This window comes from Salinimicrobium marinum (genome assembly GCF_014651535.1).
Classification (GTDB): Bacteria; Bacteroidota; Bacteroidia; order Flavobacteriales; family Flavobacteriaceae; genus Salinimicrobium; species Salinimicrobium marinum.
The window spans coordinates 263833-283906 of sequence record NZ_BMXB01000001.1; the positions used below are offsets into that span (position 1 = coordinate 263833).

General features: G+C 40.9%; 18 protein-coding genes. 11 read left to right on the forward strand and 7 right to left on the reverse strand.

What is annotated here, in order from left to right:
- Window positions 1-9 precede the first annotated feature (9 nt).
- The 5 genes from clpX (at window position 10) to IE056_RS01215 (ending at window position 4559) form a co-directional block, all read left to right on the forward strand.
- Window positions 10-1242, forward strand: a complete 1233-nt coding sequence (gene clpX / locus IE056_RS01195; RefSeq protein WP_189602794.1) for an ATP-dependent Clp protease ATP-binding subunit ClpX — start codon at window positions 10-12, stop codon at window positions 1240-1242.
- Window positions 1243-1548: 306 nt separating this feature from the next.
- Complete coding sequence (gene glsA / locus IE056_RS01200) at window positions 1549-2865, forward strand: glutaminase A (protein ID WP_189602795.1); 1317 nt, start codon at window positions 1549-1551, stop codon at window positions 2863-2865.
- A gap of 45 nt (window positions 2866-2910) precedes the next feature.
- Window positions 2911-3375: a GNAT family N-acetyltransferase gene (locus IE056_RS01205; RefSeq protein WP_189602796.1), complete on the forward strand. Its 465-nt coding sequence runs from the start codon at window positions 2911-2913 to the stop codon at window positions 3373-3375.
- A 107-nt stretch (window positions 3376-3482) separates the two neighbouring features.
- Window positions 3483-3938 carry an SRPBCC domain-containing protein gene (locus tag IE056_RS01210; protein ID WP_189602797.1) on the forward strand — a complete coding sequence of 152 codons (456 nt, stop codon included), beginning with the start codon at window positions 3483-3485 and terminating at the stop codon, window positions 3936-3938.
- Between the two features lie 57 nt (window positions 3939-3995).
- The gene (locus tag IE056_RS01215) at window positions 3996-4559 is read left to right on the forward strand and encodes a DinB family protein (RefSeq protein WP_189602798.1); all 564 of its coding nucleotides are present in this window, start codon (window positions 3996-3998) and stop codon (window positions 4557-4559) included.
- Between the two features lie 142 nt (window positions 4560-4701).
- Here IE056_RS01215 and groL read toward each other — a convergent pair whose 3' ends face one another.
- The 7 genes from groL to miaB all read right to left on the reverse strand — a co-directional run bounded on the left by groL (window position 4702) and on the right by miaB (window position 11467).
- Entirely contained in the window at window positions 4702-6339 is a 1638-nt protein-coding gene (gene groL / locus IE056_RS01220) for a chaperonin GroEL (protein WP_189602799.1), read from the reverse strand.
- Window positions 6340-6441: 102 nt separating this feature from the next.
- Entirely contained in the window at window positions 6442-6717 is a 276-nt protein-coding gene (locus tag IE056_RS01225) for a co-chaperone GroES (protein ID WP_189602800.1), read from the reverse strand.
- Between the two features lie 146 nt (window positions 6718-6863).
- The gene (gene secG, locus IE056_RS01230) at window positions 6864-7205 is read right to left on the reverse strand and encodes a preprotein translocase subunit SecG (RefSeq protein ID WP_189602801.1); all 342 of its coding nucleotides are present in this window, start codon (window positions 7203-7205) and stop codon (window positions 6864-6866) included.
- A 10-nt stretch (window positions 7206-7215) separates the two neighbouring features.
- A complete protein-coding gene (locus IE056_RS01235) occupies window positions 7216-8067 on the reverse strand; it encodes a DUF8458 domain-containing protein (protein ID WP_189602802.1) in 852 nt (283 codons plus the stop codon).
- Window positions 8067-8570 (reverse strand): LPS assembly lipoprotein LptE, encoded by a 504-nt coding sequence (gene lptE / locus IE056_RS01240; protein ID WP_189602803.1) that lies wholly within the window; start codon window positions 8568-8570, stop codon window positions 8067-8069. The genes IE056_RS01235 and lptE overlap by 1 nt, the downstream gene beginning before the upstream one ends.
- A 27-nt stretch (window positions 8571-8597) precedes the next feature.
- Window positions 8598-9851, reverse strand: a complete 1254-nt coding sequence (locus IE056_RS01245) for a sigma-54 interaction domain-containing protein (RefSeq protein WP_189602804.1) — start codon at window positions 9849-9851, stop codon at window positions 8598-8600.
- Window positions 9852-10021: 170 nt separating this feature from the next.
- The gene (miaB, locus tag IE056_RS01250) at window positions 10022-11467 is read right to left on the reverse strand and encodes a tRNA (N6-isopentenyl adenosine(37)-C2)-methylthiotransferase MiaB (protein ID WP_189602805.1); all 1446 of its coding nucleotides are present in this window, start codon (window positions 11465-11467) and stop codon (window positions 10022-10024) included.
- A gap of 176 nt (window positions 11468-11643) precedes the next feature.
- Between miaB and topA the strand changes: the two genes are divergently transcribed.
- From topA to porN, 6 genes are all read left to right on the forward strand, one after another.
- Window positions 11644-14181, forward strand: a complete 2538-nt coding sequence (gene topA / locus IE056_RS01255; protein ID WP_189602806.1) for a type I DNA topoisomerase — start codon at window positions 11644-11646, stop codon at window positions 14179-14181.
- Between the two features lie 3 nt (window positions 14182-14184).
- Window positions 14185-15345, forward strand: coding sequence for a formimidoylglutamase (locus IE056_RS01260; protein ID WP_189602807.1), 1161 nt, complete (start codon window positions 14185-14187; stop codon window positions 15343-15345).
- A gap of 115 nt (window positions 15346-15460) precedes the next feature.
- Window positions 15461-16819, forward strand: a complete 1359-nt coding sequence (gene porK, locus IE056_RS01265) for a T9SS ring complex lipoprotein PorK/GldK (protein ID WP_189602808.1) — start codon at window positions 15461-15463, stop codon at window positions 16817-16819.
- Between the two features lie 62 nt (window positions 16820-16881).
- Window positions 16882-17529: a type IX secretion system motor protein PorL/GldL gene (gene porL, locus IE056_RS01270; protein ID WP_189602809.1), complete on the forward strand. Its 648-nt coding sequence runs from the start codon at window positions 16882-16884 to the stop codon at window positions 17527-17529.
- A gap of 50 nt (window positions 17530-17579) precedes the next feature.
- Window positions 17580-19118 (forward strand): type IX secretion system motor protein PorM/GldM, encoded by a 1539-nt coding sequence (porM, locus tag IE056_RS01275; RefSeq protein WP_189602810.1) that lies wholly within the window; start codon window positions 17580-17582, stop codon window positions 19116-19118.
- 11 nt (window positions 19119-19129) lie between these two features.
- A complete protein-coding gene (porN, locus tag IE056_RS01280) occupies window positions 19130-20020 on the forward strand; it encodes a type IX secretion system ring subunit PorN/GldN (RefSeq protein WP_189602811.1) in 891 nt (296 codons plus the stop codon).
- Window positions 20021-20074 lie beyond the last annotated feature (54 nt).

Here is a 20074-nt window from a genome sequence, read left to right on the forward strand (position 1 = left end):
AAAATTGCTATGGCGAAAGATGAATTAGAATGTTCCTTCTGCGGAAGGAAAAAGCCCGAAACAAATCTACTTATTGCAGGTCTGGACGCACATATTTGCGACCGCTGTATTGAGCAGGCACACGGCATTGTACTGGAAGAGTCCAAACAGGATGGTACCAGTGAACTTTCTTCGGAATTAAAACTGAGGAAACCCCAGGCTATAAAATCCTTCTTGGATAGCTACGTGATAGGGCAGGAACATACCAAAAAAGTGCTTTCTGTTGCTGTTTACAATCATTATAAAAGATTGCTGCAACCGGCATCTGATGATGATATTGAGATCCAGAAGAGTAACATCATCATGGTAGGGGAAACCGGAACCGGAAAAACCTTAATGGCCAAAACCATTGCCAAGATGCTGAATGTGCCACTGGCGATCGTTGATGCTACTGTTCTTACTGAAGCAGGTTACGTGGGGGAAGATGTGGAGAGTATCCTGACGCGTCTCTTACAGGCGGCCGATTATAACCTTGAAAAAGCTCAGCACGGGATTGTTTTTATTGATGAGATAGACAAGATCGCCCGTAAAAGCGATAACCCTTCTATTACCCGGGATGTATCGGGAGAAGGAGTGCAACAGGCTTTACTGAAGCTTCTGGAAGGTACGACCGTAAATGTGCCGCCAAAAGGAGGAAGAAAACACCCCGATCAGAAATTTATTGAAGTAGATACAGAAAATATCCTCTTTGTAACCGGTGGTGCTTTCGACGGAATCGAACGAAACATCAGTAAACGATTAAATATGCAGGCAGTTGGTTTCAGCGCTTCGAAAAGTGATGATGCCATTGAGCGTGAAAACCTGTTGAAGTATATTATTCCGAAGGATTTAAAAGATTTCGGACTTATTCCTGAGATCATTGGACGTTTGCCGGTATTGACGCATATGAATCCGTTGGATAAGGCTACTTTAAGATCTATTCTTACAGAGCCTAAAAACGCGATCATAAAGCAGTATCAGAAATTGTTTGAAATGGATGATATCGAATTCACCATTACAGATGGTGCGCTTGATTTTATTGTGGAAAAAGCAATAGAATATAAGTTGGGTGCACGTGGATTAAGATCTTTGTGTGAAGCCATTCTTACCGATGCTATGTTTGAACTTCCTGAAAGCAAAGACACGAAACTGAAGGTTGATAAGGAATATGCAGAAGAGAAGATAGGAAAATCCGGGATCAAGAGATTGAAAGCGGTTTCTTAATAAAATATATAGTAGATAGTCTGAAGAGGCTGTTTAAAAGCTTTAAAATCGTCATTCTGAATTTATTTTAGAATCTTATTATTCTGATTTCCAGAATGTATTAGAGCCTGAAACAAGTTCAGGTTGACGTAAAAAGTGCTTTTAAACAGTCTCTTTTTTTGTGCTTTTTTTTTCCGTTTCAGTTTAATGACTAATGCTTCTCTACAGGGAGAACTTCGAAAATTAGGAAATATTTATATCTACTATTCAGAATAATGTTCTAATAAATAGAACCGAATAAAAAAGGGTTTCATTAAACATACCACAATGACAGAGAAAGATCAGGGACGAAATACCAGCATAACAAAGGCAGAGATTGATGCTTTTTTTGAAGAAATGATCATTAAAGATGAGAAAAATATAAACTTTCATGCTATAGAAAATCTGCTGAAAGAAAATGGAATTTCTAAAGACGATCATCGAATAAGCAGCCTGAAAGAATCTCTTTCAGAATCGATAGATGAAGAATTGGATCGGTCGAGGTTTGAGCAACTTCTTCAGGAAAAAGAAGTCATCCTGAAATGCTTCCGGAAGGAACTGGTGATACCTAACTTCCCGGAATTTAGTAAGGATGTGGAAGACATTTTCAGAAGCACCAAAAGCAACACCAATGGGGATATTGATGAAAGTCTGCCGCAACATGATGACGCGGAAAATCCACCCTATGCTATTTCAGTTTGTACGGTTGACGGGCAGTTGTTGCAATTGGGAGACCACGACCTGGCTTTTTCTGTACAATCCATCTCTAAGGTGGTGAATTATGCCATTGCCCGGGAAGAGCTGGGGCGTAAAAAGCTACATGAGCACGTAGGGGTAGAGCCGGGAGGAGAGGGGTTTGATGCCGGTATGGTGCTTAATGAAAAAGACCTGCCTCATAATCCTTTAATAAATTCCGGAGCTATGATGACAGCTTCCCTGATCAAGCAAGATCTTGAAATGGAGCAACGCTTGCAATATGTGATAGATGTGTGGGAAAAAATGACCGGAGATAAAAAGGTGGAATACAGGAAGGAGGCTTTTGAAACAGAGCGTAAGAATGCCGATAAGAATTTTGCCCTGGCCCATCTCATGAAAGATCGAGGTGCTTTTGCCGAAAATGTGGATTTAGGTACGGTCGTAGATTTTTACCTTAAATGCTGTGCTATCGAGGTGAATATTGATGATCTTGCCCATGCCGGGGCAACCCTTGCCAATTACGGGAAATGTCCGTCTACAGGAAAAAAGGTTTTTCACCACAATACTGTGCGAGATACGCTGAGCCTGATGCTTTCCAGCGGAACCTACGATCATTCCGGCGAATTTGCATTTCGGGTAGGTTTACCTGCCAAAAGTGGTATTTCGGGAGGAATCCTGGTGGTAGTGCCGGGAGTTTTTGGGATTGCTGCATATTCTCCTCCGTTGGATGAACATGGAAACTCTGTTAGGGGACTCGAATTTTGTGAGAAACTGGTGGATAGATTCAATTTCCATAATTTTGATAGCAAAAGTACCTCCATTCATGGGAAAAAGGATCCTAGGCAAACTCACCACATGAAGAAACTAGTTCACCACGGAAATTATAGACAGATTGAATATTATTATTAATAGGAGAATTTGACTTTATTCAGCATTAGTCTAATCATGAAATGAATGGAATTTCTTAAACGCACAAGACTATCGAAAAAGGAGAAAGAAGCAATCCTTACCCTATGGAATAATGAATATCCTGCGAAATTGAATTACTCTTCTCTTTCAAATTATGAAAATTATCTTCAAAATCTGTCACATCAATCGCACATTTTGTTAATAGATGAAAATAAAAATATCAAGGGTTGGTATTTTGATTTCATACGAGATAAAGAAAAATGGTTTGCAATAATTCTGGATTCTCGAGTCAAAGGATTAGGGTTGGGTACTGAAATGCTAAATTTAGCAAAGAAAAAAGAAAATATATTATGCGGTTGGGTAATTGACCACAATAATGATAAGACGAAAAATGGAAAAACATATCGATCTCCATTAAATTTTTATTTGAAAAACGGATTCAAAAAACTACCCGATCAAAGACTGTTACCTGGTAAAATTTCCGCTGTAAAAATTAAATGGACAAAGTAACCGTGTATTTTAAAGTATTCTAATTTTGTGATTTCCAGAATAAACATTCAGCATTAAATTTTTTATCTTAGATATTCATAAATGATGTTTTTCTGAAAATTGCTATGATGAAAGAACTACAAATCAAAACCGCCTTACAGATCTCCAGACATCCAAAAGATGTTTTTGAAGCTATCGTAGATCCAGAGCAGATGTCCAATTACTTTATCTCCGAGAGCAGCGGCAGGATGGAGGAGGGAAAGGCCCTGGAATGGAAATTTCCAGAATTTGAAGAATGGGCGGCTATCAAAGTGGTGGAAATCACTCCGGGGGAATATATTTCTTTTCAATGGGAGGGAGCTAAAGATACCACACTTTTGGTGGAGATGACGCTGCTGGAAATGTCTGAGAATTCTACCCTCCTTAAAATTACCGAAGGAAATATGCAAAACACCGATGCCGGAATAAAATGGCTCGCGCAAAATACCGAAGGCTGGGCAAATTTCCTGGCCAGTCTAAAAGCTTACCTGGAATACGATATCAATCTTCGAAAAGGTGCTTTTGATTTCTTAAAACAGAAATAGCTGTAAAATTAAACTTACCCTCTCCGGGTTGCTGATTAGCATTTGAATCTGGTGATCATGAAAACATCTTCTGAAGCGCTTTTAGCCGATTTGAAGGAACGCACCCGACTGAATGTCTCAGAGGCAGCAAAGTTTCGTGAGCTATCCTCTAATGAGCTTAACCAGAGGGAAACACCCGGTAGCTGGACGGTGCTAGAAAATCTGGAACATTTGAATTACTATGGTAATTTTTACCTGCCTGAAATTGAAAAGCGAATCAGTGAAAGCAAACATGATCCGGAAGATGTATTCAAAAGTGGCATTTTTGGAAACTATTTTGCAAACATGATGCTGCTCAAGGAGAAGCCAAAGAAAATCAAAACTTTTAAGAGTCAGGATCCCATTGGGAAATCATTGGATAAAGCGGTAATCGATCAGTTCCTTCAACAGCAGGAAAGGCTGCTGGAATTATTGGTAAAAGCAGGAGAAGTGAGCCTCACCCGCACCAAAACTTCTATTAGTATATCAAACTGGCTAAAGCTCCGGCTGGGCGATACCGTTAGGGTGGTGGTTTATCATAACCAGAGACATGTTCTTCAGGCCAGGAATGTTTTAAAAACTCTTAAAACCGGGAGCGAATAATCGCTTATTTCGGCATAATAGCTTTTACAATTTCATTGTTCAGAATTAAAAAAGAGGTTAAAAAAACCCCGTTTTCAAGATGGAAAACGGGGTTTTTATATGAGCAGGAGATCCTGCTTTTATTTTGCTATGGCTTTTGCCATTACATCATTCCTGGCATTCCGCCACCCATTGGAGGCATTCCGCCACCACCTGAGTTATCTTCTTTGATATCGGTTAAAGCACATTCGGTTGTAAGGATCATTCCAGCAACAGAGGCTGCATTTTCAAGAGCTACTCTGGTTACTTTTTTAGGATCAATAATTCCCGCTTTAAGCATATCAACATATGTGTCAGATTTAGCATCATATCCATAGTTACCTTCACCTTCTAGTACTTTGTTGATCACAACAGAGCCTTCGCCACCTGCGTTTTCAACAATTGTTCTCAACGGAGATTCGATTGCACGGCTCACGATCTGGATTCCGGTACCTTCGTCTGCGTTTAAAGCATCAAGGCTTGCAAGTACAGCTTTAGCACGAACTAGTGCCACACCACCACCGGCAACGATTCCTTCTTCCACGGCCGCACGGGTTGCGTGAAGTGCATCATCTACACGGTCTTTCTTTTCTTTCATTTCAACTTCTGAAGCTGCACCAACATAAAGTACGGCAACACCTCCGGCTAATTTAGCCAAACGCTCCTGAAGTTTTTCTTTATCATAGTCTGAAGTAGTAGTTTCGATCTGCGATTTGATCTGGTTCACACGAGCTTTAATAGCTTCGTTATCACCGGCACCATTAACAACAGTAGTATTGTCTTTGTCGATCGCTACTTTTTCTGCAGTACCTAATTGGTCTATAGTTGCATTTTCTAGAGTAAATCCTCTTTCTTCAGAAATTACAGTACCACCGGTAAGAATTGCGATGTCTTCCAGCATTGCTTTTCTTCTGTCTCCAAATCCTGGTGCTTTAACAGCAGCAATTTTCAAAGATCCTCTTAGTTTGTTCACCACTAAAGTTGCAAGGGCTTCCCCGTCAACGTCTTCAGCAATGATCAAAAGAGGTTTTCCAGATTGTGCTACCGGCTCCAGTACAGGAAGAAGGTCTTTCATGGAAGAGATCTTCTTGTCATAGATAAGGATATATGGATCTTCAAGATCTGCAGTCATTTTTTCGCTATTGGTAACGAAATATGGAGAAAGATATCCTCTGTCAAACTGCATTCCTTCCACAACGTCCACATAAGTTTCAGTTCCTTTGGCTTCTTCAACAGTAATTACTCCTTCTTTTCCAACTTTTCCAAAAGCCTGGGCGATCAATTCACCAATCTGGTCATCGTTGTTGGCAGAGATAGATGCAACCTGCTTGATTTTTTCTGAAGAATCTCCAACTTGCTGAGTTTGTTCCTTAAGGTTTGCAGTTAAAGCTTCTACAGCCTTATCAATACCCCGTTTAAGGTCCATAGGGTTTGCACCCGCAGCAACGTTTTTAAGTCCTTCTTTTACGATTGCCTGTGCTAAAACAGTAGCGGTAGTAGTACCGTCACCGGCAAGATCGTTGGTTTTGGAAGCAACTTCCTTTACCATTTGTGCGCCCATGTTTTCAAGAGCGTCTTCCAGTTCTATTTCTTTTGCAACAGTCACACCATCTTTGGTCACTACAGGAGCTCCAAATGATTTACTAATGATCACGTTACGACCCTTGGGCCCTAAAGTTACTTTTACTGCATTTGCCAATGCATCAACACCGCGCTTAATTCCGTCGCGTGCTTCAATGTCAAATTTTATGTCTTTAGCCATTTTGCTTAAATTTTTTGTTGTTCCCGCTATTGCGGAAACCATTCGGTTAATGATTTAATACTTTTCAAAAAATTCCCTGCGAATGCGGGGAAGGAGATGAAGTTATACTATTGCAAGGATGTCATCCTCTCTCATAATAAGGTAATCGTTACCTTCCAGTTTGAGCTCGGTACCTGCGTATTTACCATAAAGTACAGTATCACCAACCTTAACGGTCATGTCGTGGTCTTTTTTACCACCACCTACGGCTACTACTTTTCCTTTTTGTGGTTTTTCTTTTGCTGTTTCGGGAATGTAAATTCCTGAGGCAGTCTGAGTTTCTGCTGCTTCAGGCTCAACAAGTACTCTGTCTGAAAGAGGTTTAATGTTTAGTGCCATTTTACAAATGTATTTTAGTTAATTAATTCTTTGTTCTGAGTAGCCATTAAGACGAAAATTGTGCCACTTGAAAAATGCTGACATTTAGCAAAAAAAAATGCCAGCTTGTCATAAGCTGGCATTATATATAGTGAGGTTTGACGCTCCTAGTTGTTCTCTGCAGGATTTTCTACAGGTGGCTGTACAGGAGCCGGAACATTTGTTTCTACTTCTGTTTCACTGTCAATGATCTTTGACTCACCCACACCGTTACCATCCATTATGGTTACGTTAGATAATAAGATAAGCGCAAGTAATAAAGTTGCCAACGTCCAGGTACTTTTATCCAGGAAATCGGTTGTTTTTTGAACCCCGCCAAGCTGGCCGGCTCCTCCACCTCCAAATGAAGAAGATAAACCTCCGCCTTTTGGATTCTGTACCATAATTACTACCACGAGCAAAAATGCTACGATGATAATGAGTGCTAAAAAGATTGTGAACGTGCTCATTTTCTAACTATTATTGTTCTTGTAATTTTTCGATTGCCCGAATTTGGTCTGCAAAGAAACCACTTTTTTCGGGATTTTTCAAAATTAAAATTTTATAGGCCTGTATGGCTTTTTTATAATTTTTCTGTTCGAGATAAACCCGCGCCAGAGTCTCTGTCATCAAGGCTTCGGGAGCTGCAAGACTGTCATTCGCCAGGTTGACTTTTCTGGCAGATTTGGAGGGGGTGATCTTCGGATTTTTGGAAATAAACTCATCAATAAGCTCAAATTTTCTCGATTTGTTCTCATCCTCTTCTTCGTCCTGTCTTTCCACAGGTTTTGCAGTCGTTAATTTAAGCCATTCGGTAAAAGAATGGTTTTCTCCGCGGTTAAATGATAACGGACTTCCCAGGTTTAAGGAATCTTCTTCCTGCTCCTCGTCTGCAGGGGCCTTTTCCTGCTCCTTTTCTTCAGATTTTGAAAATAGTTCCGGATCAAAAACCCGTTCCGATTCGCGAACCTTCATTTTTAAAGCCTGGTCCAGGGACTGGTTTGTTTCTTCCTTTACCTCTTCGGGTTCAAACACCGGAATATTCTTCTGGTAATGTTCCTGTTGCCTGATCTGGTTGGCGATCTCATCCTGATTAAATTCTTCAGAAGTAATGAAATCGAAGAGGACGCTTCTGTCAATCGTGTAGGCAGCGGTTACCTTTAACTCCTTATTATAATGTAAGCTGTTTTCATTTTTAAGTCCCTTAAGATGTACTGCTCTTGCTGCCTGGAAAAAAGGATATTCTTCCAGCACTTCTTTTAAGGCAGCAGTTTGTGCGCCGTTTACCGAAGACGGTTGTTGAAGTAGTGCTGTGAGTTCCTTTTTCTGCATTACCAGTTTGCTAGTGAGGCATTAAAAATATCCTGAGTGATCCTGGTGTAAATTTCATCCAGTGCAGTGGCCAGCAAGGCTCCATTTAGCTGTGAGGCTGCGGGATAATCATAATAAAAGGAGAATCTTCTTTCAAAATCTTTCTCTGGTTCAAGAGTGTTGAAAAACCGAACCATGATCACGATCGTCAACCGGTTTTGAGCTGCTGTACTTTCTGCAGTGGCCGACATGGGGGCAATGTAATAATCCAGAATCTCCCCTTCGTAAATAAGATCTCCGTTGGAGTTGGTAAGATTCAGGTTCGTCTGGCTTTGAATTAGATCTTCCAGCTCCAGGGTAAACGTTCTGTCAATCCCGGGCTCCACAATATCGGCTGCATTCTGGAATTGATTTACCTGAAAAGTTTGGGCATTCCCGGTATCTGCCCCCGAAAGGGAATAAATACCACAGGACTGTACCGTCCAGACCAACATTCCTAAAAGAATAAATTTTAAATTTTTCATATAAAAACCGGTTTCCCGTCACATTAACTATAAATCGTATTGCTTTATTTTTCGGTACAGGGTGCGTTCGCTAATTCCCAGCTCATCTGCGGCGGCCTTGCGTTTTCCGTTGTGCCGCTCCAAAGATTTCTTGATGAGTTCCAGCTCTTTATCCTGTAAAGACAAAGTTTCTTCCTCCTCAATTTCTTCGGCAAAATAATATTTATCCTGTTTATCTACCGGATTATTCTGCGGAATTTGAAGTAGTTCCAGATTTTCATCGGAAACATCTTCGGGTTCGATTTCCTCTTCCTCATTCCCGTAGATTTTCTGAATCAACCCTTCATTATCTTCCTGAACTTTTTTGCTGTTCCCGTCTTCCATGAGTTTCAGGGTAAGTTTTTTCAGGTCGTTAAGGTCATTTTTCATATCAAAAAGCACCTTGTAAAGGATCTCTCTTTCATTGCTGAAATCACTTTCTTTCTTCTTGTCACTGATGACCGCCGGAAGATTATCCCCAATCCCCGGAAGGTAACTTTTCAGGTTTTCGGCATTGATGCTGCGTTCCTGCTCTAAAACCGATATTTGCTCCGCAATGTTCCTTAATTGCCGCACATTTCCATTCCAGCGGTATTTTTGAAGCAATGTAATTGCATCATCTTCCAGCCGAATGGTGGGCATTTTGTACTTCATCGCAAAATCTGAAGCGAATTTGCGGAACAGCAAATGAATGTCTTCTTTCCGGTCTCTAAGGGGCGGCAGGTGAATTTCAACTGTGCTTAACCTGTAGTAAAGATCTTCCCGGAATTTTTCTTTTTTGATCGCCTCAAACATGTTGACGTTCGTGGCAGCCACGATGCGTACATTGGTCTTCTGAACTTTTGAAGATCCTACTTTTATAAATTCTCCGTTTTCCAGAACCCTTAGCAGTCGTACCTGGGTGGTTAAAGGCAATTCTCCAACTTCATCCAAAAAAATCGTTCCGCCGTCGGCTACTTCAAAATATCCGCTACGGGTCTGGGTGGCGCCGGTAAAAGCTCCTTTTTCGTGCCCAAATAATTCTGAATCTATCGTGCCTTCGGGGATGGCACCGCAGTTTACTGCGATGTACTTCCCATGTTTTCTATGTGAAAGAGCGTGGATGATCTTGGGTATACTTTCCTTACCAACACCACTTTCCCCGGTGACCAGTACAGAAATATCTGTGGGTGCCACCTGAATGGCTTTCTCTACTGCCCGATTTAACTTCTGGTCGTTCCCGAGAATGCCGAAACGTTGTTTTATAGCTTGTACTGATTCCATAAATTTTCCAAATTCCAATAGCGAAGCACCAAATTTCAAAAAGGTGCGGAATGTTAACCTAATTTAATCATCAAATGACACACACCAGGTTCTAATTGGAGGGTTGTCAATTAAATATATTTTTTAAAAATTTGCACTTTCTAAACTGGCCACTGACCCCTGGCCACTTACTACTGATTATTGCTATACCCAACCGCTTCTCCTATTAAGGTAGCAGTGGTGCAGTCATTGATTTTTACATTTACAAAATCTCCTACTTTGTAATGTTCCTTCGGAAATACTGCTACGGTATTCTGAGTGGTTCTTCCGCTCCAGTGAGCATCAGATTTCTTGGATTCTTTTTCGATTAAAACTTCCACCGTCTTACCCAGGTACTGCTGAGTTCGATATCCACTGTGATCCCGCTGAAGGGCCACAATTTCTGTTAGCCTACGCTTTTTCACTTCTTCCGGAACGTCATCTTCCAGTTTTCTGGCGGCCATGGTTCCCGGTCTTTCAGAATAAGCGAACATGAATCCGAAATCGTATTTTACATACTCCATTAAGGAAAGCGTATCCTGGTGATCTTCTTCGGTTTCTGTTGGGAAGCCGGTGATCATATCCTGAGAAATAGCACAATCGGGAATTATTTTCTTGATGTTATCGATCAGTTCAAAATATTCCTCCCTGGTGTGAAGTCGGTTCATTTCCTTCAGGATTCGGTCGCTTCCACTTTGTACCGGCAAATGGATGTATTTGCAAATATTTTTATACGCTGCCATTACCTCGATCACATCCAGCGTCATATCCTGCGGATTTGAAGTAGAAAAACGGATTCTCATTTTTGGATGAGCTTCAGCAACAAGTCTAAGCAGTGCGGCGAAATTAGTGGCCGTGGCTTTTTCCATTTCCGAAGCATTCTTGAAATCTTTTTTGAGTCCGCCGCCATACCATAAATAGCTGTCCACGTTCTGGCCCAGGAGCGTGATTTCTTTAAATCCTCTTGCTGCCAGGTCATTGACTTCCTCTAAAATACTCTGCGGATCCCGACTTCTTTCACGGCCCCGGGTAAAAGGTACCACGCAAAAAGTACACATATTATCACAGCCACGGGTTATGGACACAAAAGCCGATACTCCGTTGCTTTGAAGGCGTACAGGAGAAATGTCTCCGTAGGTCTCATCTTTTGAAAGGATCACGTTCACGGCATTTCTTCCTTCCTCGACCTCGCTAATAAGGTTTGGCAGGTCTTTATAGGCATCGGGTCCCACTACAAGGTCCACGATTTTTTCTTCTTCAAGAAATTTACTTTTAAGGCGTTCTGCCATACAGCCAAGAACACCAACCTTCATCTTTGGGTTGATCTTTTTTACTGCGTTATATTTTTCCAGTCTTTTACGTACCGTCTGCTCGGCCTTGTCCCTTATTGAACATGTGTTAATAAGAACAAGATCTGCTTCCTCGAGATTCTGGGTGGTATTAAAACCTTCCTTCGCCAGGATAGAGGCTACTATTTCACTATCGCTAAAATTCATCTGGCAGCCATAGCTCTCAATCATTAGCTTACGTCCGTTGTTTGCCTTAGGCTCCAGGACCAGTGAATTTCCCTGTTGTTCTTCGTCTATTATCTTCTCCATAATCAAAAAAATACCATTAGGTAATTGAACGTGCAAAGATACAGTTTTAGTTATGAGAATGACAAAGTGACAGTGGAAAAATAAGTAATTTAGTTTGCCGTAAAAAGTGCATTTTCAGAAATTAAAGCGGGATATTTAAAAATTCCTATACTTTTGCACTTACAAAAAGTACAACTATGGCAAAGAATTTAGTGATTGTGGAGTCTCCTGCAAAGGCGAAGACCATTGAGAAATTTCTGGGAAAAGATTATAAGGTTGCTTCCAGCTTTGGTCATATTGCCGATCTGCCATCCAAAGAGATGGGCGTGGATACCGAAGGGGATTTTACTCCTAAATATATAGTCTCCAAAGATAAAAAGGATGTGGTTCGCAAACTTAAAAGTCTTGCGAAAGTTGCAGATATGGTGTGGCTGGCGAGTGATGAAGACCGGGAAGGAGAGGCTATTGCCTGGCATTTGGCAGAGGAGCTGCATTTAGACAAAGCCAAAACAAAACGGATTGTCTTTCACGAGATCACAAAATCTGCTATTTTACGTGCTATCGATAACCCAAGAGGAATCAATTATAACCTGGTAAATGCCCAGCAGGCGAGAAGGGTTCTGGATCGTCTTGTGGGGTATGAACTATCTCCCATCTTGTGGAGAAAAGTTAAGGGCGGACTTTCGGCCGGTAGGGTGCAGTCTGTCTCTGTGCGTTTGATCGTGGAGCGGGAGCGGGAAATTCAGAATTTTAAGGCAGAAGCCTCTTTTAGGATAGATGCAGAATTTACTACGGAAGAAGGAAAGACCTTTAAGGCAAAACTTCCGAAGAATTTTGATACCAGAACTGAAGCTGAACAGTTTCTGTCTCAGAATCTTGAAGCAAAATTTAAAATAGCCGATCTTACAACGAAGCCGGCAAAGAAATCCCCGGCGCCACCGTTTACAACTTCCACACTTCAACAGGAAGCGGCTCGTAAATTATATTTTTCGGTAAGTAAGACCATGACCATGGCGCAACGTTTATACGAAGCCGGGCATATTACTTATATGAGAACCGATAGTGTGAACCTTTCTAATGATGCACAAAAAGGAGCTAAAAATGAGATCCTGAAGGCATACGGAGATAAATACAGCAAATCTCGCCAGTTTAAAGGGAAAACTAAAGGAGCGCAGGAAGCTCACGAAGCAATACGTCCTACCAATTTTGAAAATCATACGGTGAATGCCGAGCGTGATGAGCAGCGTTTGTACGAGTTGATCTGGAAAAGAGCCATTGCTTCCCAAATGAGTGATGCGCAGCTGGAGCGTACCAATGTTAAGATAGAAGCAGACAAGCACGACAAGCAATTCACCGCGAACGGAGAGGTGCTTAAATTTGATGGTTTCCTAAAGGTGTATCTTGAAGGAAGCGATGAGGAGGATGAAGAGAGAGACGGAATGCTGCCTGCTCTAAGGGTAAATGAGAACCTTGAAAACAATTACATTACAGCTACCGAAAGGTTTACCAGGCCTCCTTACAGATATACCGAAGCTTCCCTGGTAAAAAAACTGGAGGAACTGGGAATTGGACGACCCTCTACCTATGCACCTACCATTTCTACGATTCAGAACCGTAATTATATCGAAAAAGGATCTGTAGACGGTACTGAAAGGAAATATTTGCAATTTACGTTGAGTGACAATAAAATCCAGGAAAATACCTTAAATGAAACTGTTGGAAGTGATAAGGGAAAGCTGGTTCCTACAGATGTTGGGATGGTAGTCAATGACTTTCTGGTAACCCATTTTTCAAATATTCTTGATTACAACTTTACGGCAAAGGTGGAGCAGGATTTTGATGATATCGCCGAAGGAAATGAGGAGTGGACCAAAATGATGAAAAACTTCTACAATGATTTTCATCCGCAGGTGCTGGATGTTGCTGAAAATGCCGAGAGGGAAGTAGGAGAAAGGGTTCTTGGAAAAGATCCTGAAACCGGAAAACCGGTAAGTGTACGGCTTGGAAAATTCGGACCCATGGTGCAGATAGGATCTGTAGAGGATGATGAGAAACCGAAATTTGCCAGTCTTGGACCAGACCAGACATTAGACTCGGTAACTTACGAGGAAGCGATGGATCTTTTCCAGCTTCCGAAGAATCTGGGAGAGTACAAAGGAGAGGATGTAGAGGTTAATAACGGGCGATTTGGCCCATATGTGAAATTCGGAAAGAAATATGTCTCCCTTGAAAAAGGAGAGGATCCTTTAAATGTGGATTACGACCGGGCTCTGGAATTGATCAAAGAAAAAGAGAAAGCTGATGCGCCTATTTATGAATATAAAGACCTTCCGGTGCAAAAAGGAGTCGGTAGATTTGGCCCTTACTTAAAGTGGAATAATATGTTCATTAATGTCAATAAAAAATATGATTTTGATAATCTTTCCGCAGAAGATATTGAAGCCCTTATTGAAGATAAAATCAAGAAGGAACGGGAAAAGGTAATCCATAACTGGGAAGAGGAAGGGATTAGAGTAGAGAAGGCGAGATGGGGCAGGTCTAATATCATAAAAGGAAAAACCAAGATCGAAATGCCTAAAACAGTAGATGCGGCTAAGCTTACACTGGAAGAGGTGAAGGATATTATAGAGCAGAAAGCTCCTAAAAAGAAGGCTGCTAAAAAGAAAACGACTGCCAGGAAGAAAACCGGGACTGCAAAAACCACTAAGAAAAAAACCACCGCCAAAAAGAAATAGTGAATGGATTTTGAATTTTTTACTCCGGTAAATGATGTTTTAGCAGAAGAAGTGATTGCAGTACCTCAAACGTTGGGTGCTGTATCCAGGATCCATTCTTTGGGGAATTTCCCTGACCTTGAAGGTGTGAAAATTGCCATTTTTGGAGTTCTGGAAGATAGATTGGATGTGGATCATAGCGGCGAGCCGTTTAACTTTGATGCCATCCGCCGGAATTTTTATGGATTGTATCCCGGAAACTGGGATGTTTCAATAGCCGATCTTGGAGATATTGAAAAAGGAGAAACGGTGCAGGATACTTATTTTGCAGTGCAGCAGGTGGTTTCAGAGCTTGTGAAAATGAACGTCATTCCGGTGATACTGGGAGGGAGTCAGGATTTGATCTATGCGCAGTACCGGGCTTACGATAATCTTGATCAAATGGTGAATCTTGTGAATATTGATTCCAGGTTTGATCTTGGGGATGCAGATAAACCTATTAGTAACAAGTCATACATAGGAAAGATCGTTATTGATAAACCTTATAATTTGTTCAATTACTCGAATCTTGGATATCAAACCTATTTTATTTCTCAGGATGAAATTGAACTTATGGACCGGTTATTTTTTGACGCCTACCGCCTGGGAGAAGTGACGGCAGATATAAGTATTGTGGAGCCGGTGATGAGAGATGCAAATCTTGTAGGAATCGATATGGGAGCGATAAGTACAGGTGCAATAGGTTATTACGGCCATAATTCGCCCAATGGCTTCGACGGAAAAGAAATTTGTGCCTTGTCAAGGTATGCCGGGATCAGTGATAAAGTATCTTCGTTCGGGATTTACGAAATTTCCTCCAAAATTAACTTTCCTTCCTGCAATATGCTCATAGCCCAAACGTTATGGTACTTCGTTGAAGGTGTGAATTACAGAACGAATGAAAATACTATTTCGGCGAAAAAAGAGTTTATAAGATATCAGGTTCCTATAGACGATGAGGTTTTAATATTTTATAAAAGTCCTGTGAGTGGGAGATGGTGGATTGAAATTCCATTTAGCTCAAATACCAATAATAAATTGAAAAGGCATACGTTATTACCTTGCACAAAAGAGGATTATGTAGATGCCTGTAATCAAATTTTACCTGAACGTTGGTATAAAACTAAACGTAAAAACGAAATTTAAATATATATTTGCACAAAAATTAGCAGGAGGTAATAGGGTAAAATATTGTTTATTAGGAAATAAATAAATAGGTTTACTGCTTTTTAGCTATTGTGTCCTAACTTTGAGAGAAATTATGAGGAAAATTGTTTCGCTTGTTGCTGTTGTTGCTTTTCTAGTCGGTTGTGGGAGAGGAGATCAGGGGCAGTTAGTAGGTGTAGAAGGGAAGAAATGGCATCCGGAAAAACCTTTAGGGATGACACTTGTGCCCGGAGGTTCTTTCATTATGGGTAAGTCTGATGATGACATGGCCGCCTTAAAAAATGCACCCCCAAAAACTGTAACTGTACGTTCTTTTTATATGGATGAGACAGAAATTACAAATTCTGAATACCGCCAGTTTGTGCAATGGGTGCGTGATTCTGTTGTTAGGATGAAACTCGCTATTCTTGCAGAAGAAATGGGAGAGACTCCCGGTGCCGGTGGAATTGGTGATTATGCTTTTACTGATACCGATGAAGCTAATATGTCTGTGTATGAAAAGTACATGTATGATAACTATTACAGTCTTGGTGAAGGATACGAAAACCGAAAAATAAATAAGGATATTGATATTATCTGGGATACGCGTGATTATCCAGATGAATATTATGCAGAGGTAATGGATACCATGTACCTTTCTCCTGAAGAATCCTATAACGGCCAGCGTACGCCAAAAGTGACCCACTATAAATTCAAATATTCCTGGATGGATATTAGCGGAGCTGCAAGAGCTGAAGAGGGAAGCAGAGCCGATTATATAAGGCAAGAAGAAGTGCAGGTCTATCCTGATACTACTGTTTGGATCAAGGATTTTAACTATTCTTATAACGAACCAATGCATAATGACTATTTCTGGCATGATGCATACAGTGATTACCCTGTGGTAGGTGTTTCCTGGAAACAGGCAAGAGCATTTGCCCAGTGGAGAACTCTATACCATAACTCTTACAGGAAAGAAAGAGGAAAGCATAATGTGAATTCCTATAGACTTCCAACTGAAGCTGAATGGGAATATGCTGCGCGTGGTGGTTTAGAATCTGCCAGCTATCCTTGGGGTGGTCCTTATACCAAAAATGACCGTGGTTGTTTTATGGCAAACTTTAAGCCACTACGAGGGGATTATGCTGCCGACCAGGCATTGTATACTGTAGAGGCAAAATCTTACGACCCTAACGATTATGGTTTATATAATATGGCAGGAAACGTTTCCGAATGGGTTTTCTCTTCTTACGACCCTGCTTCCTACGAATATTCTTCTTCTATGAACCCATCTGTAAATGATGAAAACAATATGAGGAAAGTAGTTCGTGGTGGATCGTGGAAAGATGTTGCTTACTTCCTTCAGGTGAGTTCACGAGATTATGAATATGCAGATTCTGCCAGAAGTTATATTGGCTTTAGAACTGTGCAGGATTATTTAGGTACCGATGTTACCCTAAATCAAACCAGGTAAATTTTCCAATTCTATTACTATTTAAATAACCTATTACTAAAAAAAATTAAAACAAAATTGTTATGGCACAATCAAGGTCAAGTAAAAAAATAATGAACATGGTGTACGGTTTGGGTGCATCTGTTGTAATTCTTGGAGCACTTTTTAAAATTATGCACTGGCCTTTCGGAAACGAGATGCTTATCATCGGGCTTATAGTAGAGGCTTTGGTGTTTGCAGTTTCTGCTTTTGAACCGGTAGATGATGATCTTGACTGGTCATTAGTTTATCCTGAATTAGCAGGAGGAGAAACTTCTGTAAGAAGAAATGAAGTTGTTGTAGAAGAAGACAAGCAGTCTGATGGGATGTTGTCTAAAAAATTAGATAATCTTTTAAGAGAAGCGAAAATTGATTCAAATTTAATGAGCAGTCTAGGAGACAGCATTCGTAATTTCGAAGGTGCCGCTAAAAGTATTTCTCCTACAGTAGATGCAATGGCTTCTCAAAAGAAATACAGCGAAGAGATTTCTCTGGCTGCCAATCAAATGGAGTCATTGAATAATATATACAAAGTTCAGGTAGAATCAGCTTCCCGCCAGGCGGAGATTAACCAGGCTGTTACTGAAAATGCAGGAAAGCTAAAAGAACAAATGGAATCATTGACTTCTAATCTTTCTTCTTTGAATGGAGTATATGGTGGTATGTTATCTGCGATGCACATAAAAGCTTAGTTGGTTTAAAATTGAATAAACCATTATTACAAATTAAACGAAACTAAAGAATGGCGTCTGGAAAACAAACCCCAAGACAAAAGATGATCAACCTGATGTACCTGGTTTTCATCGCAATGATGGCATTGAACATGTCAAAAGAAGTACTTACGGCTTTCGGAATTATTAATGAAAGCTTAGCCGAAAATAACCAAAATGTAACAGAAAGAAACGATGCTTTAATGGCCGGTTTAGCTGCCAAGGCAGATGAACAACCTGCAAAATATGCAGAATTGCACCAGAAGGCTAGAGAGATTGACGAACTATCCTCTAACCTGAATGCTTATATTGATGGTCTTAAAAACGATTTGCTTGCAGAAAGGGAAGATACCCGGGATTATGAAGCAATGGATAGGCCAGACGAACTTGATGAAATGTTCTTCCAAAGTGGAAAGGCAAGTAATAAAGGTGAAGAATTTGTAGCGCAGATAGAACAATATCGTGAAGGTGTTGCAACTCTTATTGAAGGCGAATTTCCTCAAATTGCTGCAGAAGTTAGACAGAGATTCAATACAGAATCTGTTGAAGACAGTGAAGGGGTAACCAAACCCTGGCTTGAATATCATTTTCAGGGATATCCTTTGATCGCATCTATTACAAAATTCACACAAATGCAGTCCCAGGTGAAAACTACTGAAAGTGAGATCCTGAGCAGGATGCTTTCCGGGCAACTGGAGAGTGAAGTATCCTTGACAAACTATCAGGCAATCGTTATTCCAGATAAAACAGCATTCTTCAGTGGAGAAAATTTCACCGGTAGAGTAATGCTTGGTCGTGTTGATGAAACGCTTCAGTTTGAGAATGTGATCATCAACGGAAATGAAGTAGAGAGCACTTCAGCAGGACAGGTTCAGCTTAATTTTCCTGCTGGAAATGTAGGAGAACAGGAGATTTCAGGTGAGCTTCAGTTTCAGGAAGGGGATTCTATTGTAAGAATTCCTGTTAGCAGTTCTTATGCTGTAATTCCTAAACCGAATTCGGCTGTAATTTCAGCAGACAAGATGAACGTGGTATATCGAGGGGTGGCAAACCCGCTTACGATTTCCATTCCTGGTGTAGGAAATGTTTCTGCGAATGCTCCGGGATTAAGATCTGCGGGTGGTGCCGGTAGCTATGTTATTGATGTTACCACGCTTCAGGCAAGAGAGGTGACAATTAATGTTAGTGGTCAATTGCCTGGTGGGGAATCTGTTTCTGATAGTAAAACGTTCAGGGTTAAAGATATTCCAAGACCTGTTGGAACTGTAAGAGGGGAAGACGGTACGGTAAGAATGCAGCGTAATACTTTAGAAATAGCTACCATTGGGGCTGCACTACCAGATTTTGATTTCGAGGTGGACTTAAGGGTAACAGGATTTAAATTCCGGGTTCCCGGGCAGCCAACCGTACAGGTTAGAGGACAGCAGTTAGATGCAGCTGCAAAAGCGGCTTTAAGGAGAGCCGGGCGTGGTGAAACGATCCAGATCTTTGATGTGGAAGCACAACTTGCAGGTGGTACTAATTATAAGCTTAAGCAGGTTTCTCCGGTAGTTGTGGAGTTAACAAACTAAAATAAAAAAACATGAACTGGAACCGATTATTAATTGGATTATGCGGATTGCTTGTTTCGGTATCATCCTTTGGGCAGACGAATATATTGAATGCAAAATCGCCTGAAGATATTGGTGGTCCAACCGTTGCAGAAAAGAAGTACGGAAAAGCCGAACCATTGGAGTATGGCTATGTAGATGAAAGAGATATTCTTTGGGCAAAAACCACGTGGGAAGTAGTGGATTTGGATGAGCGGGTGAATTTCCCTTTATATTATCCAATTGATACTAACCAGATAGGAGGTTCAAGAAGGTCGCTTTATGATGTACTGGTGGCTAACATTCGAAATGGGAACATCAAGAATATTTATGCCGATTCATATTTTAATGACAAGCGTACTCTTAAAGATATCCAGGCAGCACTTTCTAAAGTAGATACTACAGATCTTGGGATCGAGCAGTACAATGCCGGGGAAGAAATTGATCAGCAGTACATAAGTCGAAGAGATATCTCTTCGGCCGATCTTGTGGCGTATCACATTCGTGGATACTGGTATTTTGACAAACGCCAGGCAGAATTGAAATACAGGTTACTTGGGATTGCACCCGTTGCACCCGATGTAAACTTTATTGATAATCCCGATGCACAACCGGTTGAATTGTTCTGGGTTTGGTTTCCGGATGCAAGACCTGCGTTGAATGAGGCTTATGCCTTTAATCCCAACAACTCTTCGCAGTCGATCTCTTTTGATCACCTGCTGAATGCCCGAAGATTTAACGGTACAATTTACGCCGAAGATAACGTCCAAGGAGACCGAAGTGTTGAAGATTACATTAGTAATAATGCTTTTATGCAGTTGCTGGAATCTGAAAGGATCAAGGAGCAAATAAGAAACTTTGAACAGGACATGTGGAACTACTAAATTGTTCGGCATATTAAATATTGAACGCCTTTCTTCGGAAAGGCGTTTTTTTTA